This window comes from Cryobacterium sp. RTC2.1, assembly GCF_035018685.1.
Classification (GTDB): domain Bacteria; phylum Actinomycetota; class Actinomycetes; order Actinomycetales; family Microbacteriaceae; genus Cryobacterium; species Cryobacterium glucosi.
The window spans coordinates 1-10,269 of the sequence record NZ_JASJXJ010000142.1; the positions used below are offsets into that span (position 1 = coordinate 1).

11 protein-coding genes are annotated in these 10,269 nt (G+C 70.7%); all 11 read left to right on the forward strand.

All coding sequences use genetic code 11. The annotated features are described in order from the left end of the window. Window positions 1-1,265, forward strand: a 1,265-nt coding sequence (dacB, locus tag QN357_RS15125) for a D-alanyl-D-alanine carboxypeptidase/D-alanyl-D-alanine-endopeptidase (RefSeq protein WP_323505125.1), incomplete at its 5' end; no start/stop codon positions are given. Between the two features lie 36 nt (window positions 1,266-1,301). Next, a complete protein-coding gene (locus QN357_RS15130) occupies window positions 1,302-1,901 on the forward strand; it encodes an isochorismatase family protein (protein WP_322189388.1) in 600 nt (199 codons plus the stop codon). 138 nt (window positions 1,902-2,039) lie between these two features. Next, window positions 2,040-2,753 carry a DUF4397 domain-containing protein gene (locus tag QN357_RS15135; RefSeq protein ID WP_322189390.1) on the forward strand — a complete coding sequence of 238 codons (714 nt, stop codon included), beginning with the start codon at window positions 2,040-2,042 and terminating at the stop codon, window positions 2,751-2,753. A gap of 205 nt (window positions 2,754-2,958) precedes the next feature. After that, entirely contained in the window at window positions 2,959-3,816 is an 858-nt protein-coding gene (locus QN357_RS15140) for a DUF4397 domain-containing protein (RefSeq protein ID WP_323505126.1), read from the forward strand. Window positions 3,817-3,853: 37 nt separating this feature from the next. Further along, the gene (locus QN357_RS15145; protein ID WP_322189394.1) at window positions 3,854-4,546 is read left to right on the forward strand and encodes a class F sortase; all 693 of its coding nucleotides are present in this window, start codon (window positions 3,854-3,856) and stop codon (window positions 4,544-4,546) included. 112 nt (window positions 4,547-4,658) lie between these two features. Continuing rightward, window positions 4,659-5,219 (forward strand): RNA polymerase sigma factor, encoded by a 561-nt coding sequence (locus QN357_RS15150; RefSeq protein WP_322189396.1) that lies wholly within the window; start codon window positions 4,659-4,661, stop codon window positions 5,217-5,219. Further along, entirely contained in the window at window positions 5,206-6,141 is a 936-nt protein-coding gene (locus QN357_RS15155) for an anti-sigma factor (RefSeq protein ID WP_322189398.1), read from the forward strand. The genes QN357_RS15150 and QN357_RS15155 overlap by 14 nt, the downstream gene beginning before the upstream one ends. A gap of 64 nt (window positions 6,142-6,205) precedes the next feature. Continuing rightward, a complete protein-coding gene (locus QN357_RS15160) occupies window positions 6,206-7,681 on the forward strand; it encodes an NAD-dependent succinate-semialdehyde dehydrogenase (RefSeq protein WP_322189400.1) in 1,476 nt (491 codons plus the stop codon). A gap of 25 nt (window positions 7,682-7,706) precedes the next feature. Next, window positions 7,707-8,504: an RNA methyltransferase gene (locus QN357_RS15165; protein ID WP_322189402.1), complete on the forward strand. Its 798-nt coding sequence runs from the start codon at window positions 7,707-7,709 to the stop codon at window positions 8,502-8,504. A gap of 101 nt (window positions 8,505-8,605) precedes the next feature. Then, on the forward strand, window positions 8,606-9,793 hold the full coding sequence (locus QN357_RS15170; protein WP_322189404.1) for a thiolase family protein: 1,188 nt from the start codon (window positions 8,606-8,608) through the stop codon (window positions 9,791-9,793). Between the two features lies 1 nt (window position 9,794). Beyond that, the coding region (locus QN357_RS15175) for an SDR family NAD(P)-dependent oxidoreductase (protein ID WP_323505127.1) at window positions 9,795-10,269 on the forward strand (475 nt) is incomplete at its 3' end.

Here is a 10,269-nt window from a genome sequence, read left to right on the forward strand (position 1 = left end):
CCCCTACCCCGACGCCGATCCCCGTGCGCCCGGTTCCCGGAGCGGTCGTCCCCGCGAGCCACTTGCGCACTTGTTCCGTCGCCGCACTGTCCACCGACTCCCGCCTGGGCAGCTTCCAGTCGCAGGTCGTGAACGCGACGACGGGCGAGGTCCTCTTCGACCGGGGCGGCAGCACGCCCTCCCGCACCGCGAGCGTGCTCAAGGTCCTCACCTCCGCCGCGGCGCTGAGCGTTCTCGGCTCCGACTACCGGGCGACGACGACGGTTGTGAAGGGCGCGGAACCCGGTTCACTCGTGCTCGTCGGCGGCGGGGACCTGACCCTTTCCCGGCTGCCCAGCGGGGCGGAGTCGACCTATACCGGGGCGGCACACCTCGACACCCTCGCCGTGCAGGCCGTCGCGGCGTGGCAGGCCGACCCCGCGACCGCGATCGTCCCGATCACCTCCCTCGTGCTCGACTCCTCCCTGTTCGGAGACCCGGCGTGGGGCCCCAGCTGGAACCGCAAGGAACTCACCGACGGGTACATGCCCGAGATCACCGCCCTGCAGGTCGACGGCGACAGGGACAACCCGAAGCAGAGCACCTCCGCCCGCAGCAGCGACCCGATCGGGCGCGCCGGGCAGGCATTCGCCGACCTTCTCGGCAGCAGCGTCACGGTCACCCGTGGCACGGCGCCGGCCGGGGCGACCCAGCTCGCATCGGTCCAGTCGCAGCCGGTGTCGACACTGATCAAGCAGGCGCTCATCGTCTCGGACAACACCATCGCCGAGATGCTCGCGCGGCTCGTCGCGGTCAAGTCCGGCGCGGGCAACACCTTCTCGGCACTCCAGAAATCGACGGTCGCCGGGCTGCAGACGTATGGCATCGACACGACCGGCATCGTCATCGCCGACGGCTCCGGCCTGAGCGACAACAATGCCGTTCCGCCGTCGTACCTGACCAAGCTGTTCATCAAGATCAACGCACGCGAGGGCGATCTCGGGATCGTCTTCGACGGACTGCCCGTCGCCGGCGGTAAGACCGGCTCCCTCTCCTACAGCGACCGGTTCACCGGCAAGAACGCCGATGCCGACGGTTCCGTGTTCGCGAAGACCGGCTGGATCGACACCGGGTACACCCTCGCCGGCATCATCCACGCCGCAGACGGGACCCCGCTCACCTTCGCCGTCTACGCGCTCGGTGATGTGGGTGATAATGCGAAGCAGGCGATCGACACCATCACGGCGGCGTTCTATCGCTGCGGAAACAACCTCTCCAATACCTAGCGCCTCACGCAGGCGCAGAACCCAGAACGGAGCACCGTGGCCAGGGCCTTGTTCATCATCGACGTGCAGAACGACTTCACGGAGGGCGGCGTCCTGGGGGTCGACGGCGGGGCGGCCGTGGCCGCGGGCATCAGCAGACTGCTGGCGGAGCATCCGCTGCGCTACGACTACGTCTTCGCCTCGCGCGACTGGCACAACGCGGCCGGAGACAACGGTGGCCATTTCGCCGCGGCGGGTGCAGAGCCCGACTACACCGGCACCTGGCCGGTGCACTGCGTCGCGGACACTCCCGGCGCCGATTACCACCGGGACCTCGCGCTCCCGGCCGGGACCGTGCATATCCGCAAGGGACAGGGCGAACCGGGGTACTCGATCTTCGCCGGCCTCGACGAGTCGGGCGCGCGCACGGCCGAGGTGCTGATCGAGCACGCGGTGACGGATGTCGACGTCGTCGGAATCGCAACCGATCACTGTGTGCGGGCCTCGGGTCTCGATGCGCTCGAGCACGGCCAGCGGGTGCGCGTGCTCACCGACCTCGTGGTCGGCGTCGACCCGGACGCCTCTGCCGCGGCGCTCGCCGAGCTGGCGTACGCCGGCGTCGCCCTGACCACCGCAGCGGACCTCGCGACCGCCTAGCACCTGCTCCGCCAGCTCCGGCGCCACCCGGAAATTTGCAGGAGTTTGTGCCTGGGTGCATCCGGATGGGGGGTACCCGGCGAAGTGGGGATGGGAGGCAACGCTGCCTTCCGCCACCACGACAAGCAGGAGGTAACCATGCGCAAAATTCTCGCCGTAGGCGCCGCAGCCGGTGTACTCGTAGCTCTCGCAGGATTCGGGCCGGCGTACGCCGGGGACGGAGGCCACGGTCACGGTTCCGGTGACAACGGGCCGGCCGAATTGACCGTGTTCCACGGAATCCCCGGGGTCACCGTCGACGTCTATGTCGACGGAGCCCTCACGCTCGACGACTTCACGCCTGGCTCCTTCTCGGACACCCTGTCCCTCGACCCCGGCACCTACTCGGTCGCGATCACCGCTGCCGATGCAGCGGATGCGAGCAGCCCGGTGATCGGCCCGGTCGACCTCTCCCTCAAGAGTGGCGACAACTACACCGCCGTCGCCCACCTCACCGAGGCAGGGGAGCCGACGGCCACCCTGTTCACGAACAACCCCGACTCGGTCGGCAAGGGTAAAGGCCGGCTCACGGTCCGTCACGTTGCCGCAGCGCCGTCCGTCGACGTGCTCGCGAACGGTGCCGCGGCCATCACCGACCTCACCAACCCCGACGAGGTCGAACTCACCCTCCCCACCGGCACGATCTCGGCGGCCGTCGCCGCGACGGGCACCACCGACCCGCTCCTCGGGCCGGCCGATGTCTCGATCGCGAAGCGCACGAACACCATCGTGTACGCCTACGGCAGCCTCGCCGACGGAACCCTGGCGCTCGCCGTGCAGACGGTTCCGCTCGAGAAGGGCCACTGGCACTGACCCGTCAGGTGCCGGCATGAGCGGACCGGCCTGCGCAGACACCCACTGCGCGGGCCGGTCTCCGTCTCGCCGTGCAGCCGTTCCGCATCCGCTCTCCCGGGAAATCTTTTGTCGCCACCGCATCCGAAATGGGCCCTGAACAGGAAGTAGTGGGTAAGAAGCAGTTCACCCCCAACGTAGTTCACCCCCAAAACAGGAGGACACCATGCACGCGACACACAGCACACGAGTGAAGGCTTCACTCACCGCCTCACTCACGGCCGCTTCGATCGGGGCGCTCGTCGTCTTCGGCGGCCTCACCCCGGCGACCGCCGCAACGGGCGACGCACAACTGTCGGTCTTCCACGGCGTCCCCGGTCTCACGGTCGACGTCTACGTCAACAACAAGCTGACGATCGACAACTTCAAGCCCGGAGACATGGCCGGCCCCCTTGACCTCCCCGCCGGCACGTACACCGTCGCGATCACGGCCTCCGATGCCGCGGACGCGAGCAAGCCGGCGATCGGCCCGGTCGACCTCCCCCTCGAGGCGGGCAAGAACTACACCGCCGTCGCGCACCTCGGGGCTGACGCGAAGCCCACGGCGACCCTCTTCACCAACGACACGTCCATGATCGCCGCCGGCTCTGGCCGCCTCGTCGTGCGGCACGTGGCCGCGGCGCCCGCTGTCGATGTCCTCGCGAATGGCGCGGTCGCGATCTCGAACCTGTCCAACCCGAAGGAGTCGGTCCTGACGATTCCCGCGGGCACGATCTCGGCCGTCGTCGCGGCCACCGGTACCACGGCCCCCGTGATCGGCCCGGCCGACGTGAAGGTGGCCGAGGGAGTCGACACGATCGTCTACGCCTGGGGCAGCCTCGCGGACAAGAACCTCGCCGTCGCCGTGCAGACCGTTTCGGGCATGAACTCCGACCCCAACGGCATCCCCGCCGGCGAGGCCGGACTCGTCGCAACCAACCGGCCGGCAGACCAGACCCCGCTCTGGCTCGGCGGCATTGCCGTGCTCGTGTTGCTCGGCCTCGGGTCGGCTACCTTCCTCGGATTCCGCCGAGCGCGCCGCTGAGCGCGCGAGCCAGGACTGAGGGACAACGATGAGGGCCATGGCGGGCAAAATCGGGATGCTCGCTGTGGCCCTTATCCTGCTTTCCGCTGTCGCCGTCGCACTGATGCTGAGCGGATGCGGGAGCGCACCCGGCGCGCGGACCCTCGCCGCCGCGCCGACGCAGCTCTCCGCGACACCCATGCCCACGCCCATGCCGGCGTCCCCGCCGACCGCAGCGCCGCCGGCCGTTCCGCTCCTCACCGGGGCGAGTGCCGACATCCGCTCGGTGCAGGCACAGGCGACGGTCGCACCGGTGCGGATCAGGATCGAGGCGCTCGGGATCGACATGGACATCGAGGCCGTCGGACTCGGCGACACCGGCGGCATGGGCCTGCCGAAGAACCCCGCGATCGCGGCCTGGTACAAGTTCGGGCCTGCCCCGGCGAGTGCGGCGGGCGCGACGGTGATCGCGGCCCACGTCGACTCGCTCGAGTACGACATCGGCCCGTTCTCCCGGCTCGCCACCGCGCCGGCGGGAACGGAGATCGTGCTCTCGCTGGCCGACGGCGGCGAGCGGCGCTACCGCGTCGCATCCGTCGACCTTGTCCTCAAGCCCGACGTGCCCTGGCCGGCGATCTTCGACCGGACAGGGCCCGCCCGCCTCACCCTCGTCACGTGTGGCGGTGAATTCGACTACACGGCGAGACGTTACCTCTCCAACGTGATCGTTTCCGCGACGCCGGTTCCCTGATGCTGAGGTCTGGCTATGCTGTCGGCGACGAAGCCCGGCACGCGGCACCCGACAGGGGTCGCGGATGACCGGGAACCGCGTGACTCCGTCAGCCGGGAGGCAACGAAACTCAGTGACCGCACCCATCGATGATGTCGACCACCTGCGCCTCGTCGCCGCGTTCCGCGCGGGGGACGAGCGCGCCCTCGCCGAGGCCTATGCCCGGTGGTCGTCGCTCGTCTACACGATCGCGGTGCGCTCGCTCGGAGATCCCGGCGAGGCAGAGGACGTGACGCAGACGGTGTTCATCGCCGCCTGGCGCGGCAGAGACAACTACGATCCCGACCGGGCGAGGCTGCCCGCCTGGATCGTGGGCATCACCCGCCACACCGTCGCGGACACCCATGAGGCCCGCTCCCGGCGCCGCCGGATCGAGCAGGCCGTCGCGGGCGAACTGCGCACGACATCCGTCGACGACTCTGTCGACGTCGCCGACCGGGTGATGTTCGCCGAGGAGTTGCAGCGGCTCGCGCCGGTTCCGCAGCGCGTCATGCAACTCGCCTTCTATGCTGACCTCACACACGCGCAGATCGCTGCGATGCTCGATCTGCCGCTCGGAACCGTCAAGAGCCATATCCGCCGAAGTCTCGGCCGACTGCGAGCCCGATTGGAGGCCGAGGATGACACATATTGACCGCGACGACCTCGCACTCATCGCCCTCGCCGAGTTCGACCTCACCGAGGCAGAGCGCGGGCATCTCGCCGAGTGCCCGCAGTGTGCGCTCGAACTGATCTCGCTGCAGCACACCGCCGCGGTCGGTCGGTCCGCCAGGCACATCAGCCTCACCGAGCCCTCCGCCGCCGTGTGGGCGGGCATCCACGCGACCCTCGGTCTCAGCGCCGCCGTCGGTGCGCCGCCGAGAATCCGCGACTTCGTGCGCCCGGCGGATGCTGCCGGTGCCGGTGCCGGTGCCGGTGCCGGTGACGACCTGACCGACCTCCTCGAGGGCGAGCGGGAGGCATCCGCCATGCCCGCCATACTCGCCACGCCTGCCACGCCTGCCACGCCTGCCACACCCGCCGCGGGCCCAGCCGCCGCCCGTCCGCCCACGTCCGACTCGCCCGCTGCGCTGCGTCCGCGTCGACGGGCGAAAGCCAGGAGTCGAACCGGGGTGCGCCTCCTCCTGGCGGCGGCCGCGGCCGTGGTCCTGGTCCTCGCCGGCTTCGGCGCGGCGCGCTGGGTCGATGCGGTGCAGCCGCCCGCGACAGCGCCCGTCACCTACGAGGCCCGCCTCGAGCCGTTCCCCGGCTGGCAGGCGAGCGGCAGCGCCGAGGTCGAGGCCATGCCCGGCGGACACCGCGAGGTCGTCGTCGACCTCACCGGCCTCGCCGTCGCCACCGCGGCGGCCCCCCTGCGCGAGGTTTGGCTGATCAAGGCGGATGCCTCCGGACTGATCAGCATCGGCCTCCTCGACGGCAGCACCGGCCACTTCGACATTCCCGACGACGTCGACCTCGCCCAGTACCCGCTCGTCGACGTTTCGGCGGAACCCGACAACGGAAACCCGGCCCACTCAGGAAATTCGATCGTGCGCGGAGAACTGCACGCTACGTGAGCGCGGCCGCCCCCGGATAGGCTGGATGACGCAGAGCAGCAGACACTCGCGACAGGGAGACACTATGACGAACGTCACCGAAGCCGAACTTCTCCGGATGGTTCCGAAGGAACTCTTCATCAACGGGGAGTGGGTGCCTGCACGTGACGGGGCGACGCTCGACGTCGTCGACCCGGCCACCGGGCTCGTCATCGCCTCGATCGCCGACGCCGGGGTCGACGACGGCGCAGCAGCCCTCGACGCCGCCGTCGACGCCCAGGACAGCTGGGCGGCGACCCCACCCCGGGTCCGCGGTGAGATCCTGCGGCGGGCCTTCGACCTGATGCAGGAGCGCCAGCAGGAGTTCGCGCTACTGATGACGATCGAGATGGGCAAGCCGCTCACCGAGGCATACGGCGAGGTCGCATACGGCGGCGAATTCCTGCGCTGGTTCAGCGAAGAGGCCGTGCGCATCAGCGGCCGGTACGGCACCAACCCCGAGGGCACCGGGCGGATGCTGGTATCCCAGCACCCGGTCGGCCCCTGCTTCCTGATCACGCCCTGGAACTTCCCGCTCGCCATGGCCACCCGCAAGATCGCTCCCGCGCTCGCCGCCGGCTGCACCGTCGTCGTGAAGCCGGCGTCGCTGACCCCGCTCACGACCCTGTACTTCGCCAAGCTTCTCGCCGAGGTCGGGCTCCCCGCCGGTGTGCTCAATGTCATCACGACCTCGCGCTCCGGCGCGGTGTCCGACCCGATCATCGCAGACCCGCGGCTGCGCAAGCTCAGCTTCACCGGGTCGACAGCGGTCGGCCGCCGCATGATCGGCCAGGCAGGCCAGGGCGTGCTGCGCACCTCGATGGAACTCGGCGGGAACGCGCCGTTCATCGTCTTCGCCGACGCCGACCTCGACAAGGCCGTCGACGGCGCGATCGCGGCGAAATTCCGCAACGTCGGGCAGGCGTGCACGGCCGCCAACCGGTTCATCGTGCAGGCGTCCGTCGCGGAGGAGTTCGCCCGCCGGGTCACCGAGCGGGTGCAGGACTTCGTCGTGGGTCGCGGCACTGCAGAGGGCGTGAACATCGGACCGCTGATCAACGCCGGGGCCGTTGAGAAGGCATCCACCCTGGTGCAGGACGCCCTCGAGCGCGGCGCGAGACTGCTCACCGGCGGCGACTCGATCGAAGGCGCCGGCACCTTCTTCGAACCGACCGTGCTGGCCGGAGTCGCGCCGGGCAGCGACATCCTGCGCGAGGAGATCTTCGGGCCTGTGCTCGCGATCGCGACCTTCAACGAGGAAGACGACGCCGTGCGCCTCGCCAACGACACCGAGTTCGGGCTGGTCAGCTACGTCTTCACCCGGGACCTCGCCCGCGGGCAGCGCATGGTCGAACGCCTCCAGACCGGCATGATGGGGCTCAACATCGGCGTGATCTCGAACGCGGCCGCACCATTCGGCGGGGTCAAGCAATCCGGCCTCGGCCGCGAGGGCGGCCCGGAGGGCATCCAGGAGTACCTCTCGACCAAGTACACGATGACCCCGGACCCCTTCGCCGACTAGCGCCCCCGGCTCGTAGACTGAACGGATGCCCGTCATCGAGATCACCGACCTCGACGACCCGAGGCTCGTCGACTACGCCCACGTCACCGACGTCGCCCTCAAGAAGGCCCGCGGCACCGAGCACGGCCTGTACATCGCCGAGTCGGCGCTCGTGCTCGAGCGGGCGCTGCGGGCCGGCCACCGGCCCCGCTCCGTGCTCGCGCTCGGCAATACGGTCGACGAGGCCCGCGCCCTCGTCGGCGAGGACGTGCCGGTGTTCGTCGGGCCAGGGGAGCTCCTCGCCGAGCTGACCGGGTACATCCTGCACCGCGGCCTGATCGCCGCGATGAACCGGCCCGCCCTGCCGGACGCCGACACCCTGCTCGCCGGGGCCCGGCGCATCGTGATCCTTGAGAACGTGTCGGACCCCACCAACGTCGGTGCGATCTTCCGCTCCGCCGGCTCGATCGGGGCGGATGCGATCCTCGTCACGCCGCGCTGCTCCGACCCGTTCTACCGCCGCGCCATCCGCGTCTCGATGGGGACGGTGCTGCAAGTGCCGTGGACCCGCGTCGGCGACTGGCCGAGCACCCGTGCGCTGCTGTCGAGGCGCGGCTTCCACGTCGCCGCGCTCGCCCTCCGGGCGGATGCCGTCAGCCTGCGCGACTTCGATGATCGCGATCACGAGAAGCTCGCCCTGCTGCTCGGCGCAGAGGGCGAGGGCCTCACCGAGGACGCCCTCGCCGCAGCCGACAGCGTCGTGCAGATCCCGATGAAGCACGGCATCGACTCCCTCAACGTGGCCGCGGCCAGCGCCGTCGCGATGTGGGCGCTCTCCGCCTGACCCGCGCCGCGCATCCACTCTCGCGGAACCACGCGACGCACCAACGGCGGCGGGACCCAGCGGCGGGCCCCGGCGGCGCGGCATAGGCCTAGGCTGTCGGCATGAGCAACGAGGCCGTGATCATCGATGTCGTGCGCACCCCGTCCGGGCGGGGCAAACCGGGTGGAGCACTGTCGGGGGTGCACCCGGCGGACCTGCTCGCCGGGGTGCTCGCCGAGCTGGTGCGCCGGAACGACCTCGACCCCGCGCTCGTCGACGACGTGATCGGGGGCTGCGTCACGCAGACGGGTGAGCAGGGCTACAACGTGACCCGCACCGCGCTGCTCAGCGCGGGATTCCCGGAGTCCGTGCCGGGCACGACGATCGACCGGCAGTGCGGTTCGAGCCAGCAGGCTGCGACCTTCGCCGCCCAGGGCGTGATCGCCGGAAGCTACGACATCGTGATCGCGTGCGGAGTCGAGTCGATGAGCCGGGTTCCGCTCGGCTCGTCCCTGCGCCCGGGCCAGGATCCGTCCGGTCGTCTCCTGCACGAGCGCTACCCGAACGGTCTCGTCGGCCAGGGCGTCTCCGCCGAGCTGATCACCCGCCGTTGGGGCCTGACCCGCACGGAGCTCGACGACTACGCGGCCCGGTCGCACTGGCTGGCCGCCGAGGCGCGCGAAAGCGGTGACTTCGCGCGCGGCCTCGTGCCGGTCCGGCTGCCGGACGGCACCGTCGTCACCGAGGACGAGACCATCCGCCCCGGTACCACGCTGGACACCCTGGCCGCCTTGCCGCCCGCGTTCCGCACCGATGCCCTTGCGGACCGATTCCCCGACCTCGACTGGCTGACCACCGCGGGTAACTCGTCGCCACTCACCGACGGCGCCTCCGCCGTGCTGATCATGAGCGCCGCCCGCGCCGCCCAGCTCGGCTGCACCCCGCGGGCGCGGTTCGACAGCTTCGCCATCACGGGGAGCGACCCGCTCCCGATGCTCACCGGCGTGATCCCGGCGACCCGGCGCATCCTCGCCCGCTCCGGCCTCGACCTCGACGACCTCGACGCCTACGAGGTCAACGAGGCCTTCGCGTGCGTGCCGCTCGTCTGGGCGCGCGAATTCGACGCCGACCCCGTCCGGCTCAACCCGGCAGGCGGTGCGATCGCCCTCGGCCACGCGCTCGGCTCCTCCGGCACCCGCCTGCTCGGCACCCTCCTCGGCACCCTCGAGCGCACCGGTGGCCGCTTCGGCCTGCAGACCATGTGCGAGGGCGGCGGCATGGCCAACGCGACGATCATCGAGAGGCTCTGAAATGCGCATCGACGGATGCTCCGCACTGGTCACCGGGGCCGCCTCCGGCCTCGGGCTGGCCACCGCCACCGCCCTGCACGCGGCCGGGGCAGCGGTCGTGCTGCTCGACCTGCCGGGGGCACCCGGGGCCGCGATCGTGGCCGCCCTCGGCGACCGGACGCGCTTCGTGGCCGGCGACGTCACGAGCGCGGGCGATGTTCACCGTGCCGTCGAGGCTGCGGTGTCGATGGCGCCGCTGCGGATCGTCGTGACGTGCGCGGGAATCGCGCCGGCGGAACGCACCGTCGGGAGGGACGGCCCGCTCCCGCTCGACGACTTCGAGCGGGTGATCCGGGTGAACCTCACCGGGACGTTCAACGTGATCCGGCTCGCGGCGGCCGCGATGCTCGCCGCCGAGCCGATCGACGCGCTGGGCATCGGCCTCGGCGCCGGCTTCGGGGCCGGCTCTGGCGCGGGTGGTGGACCAGGGGGAGGCG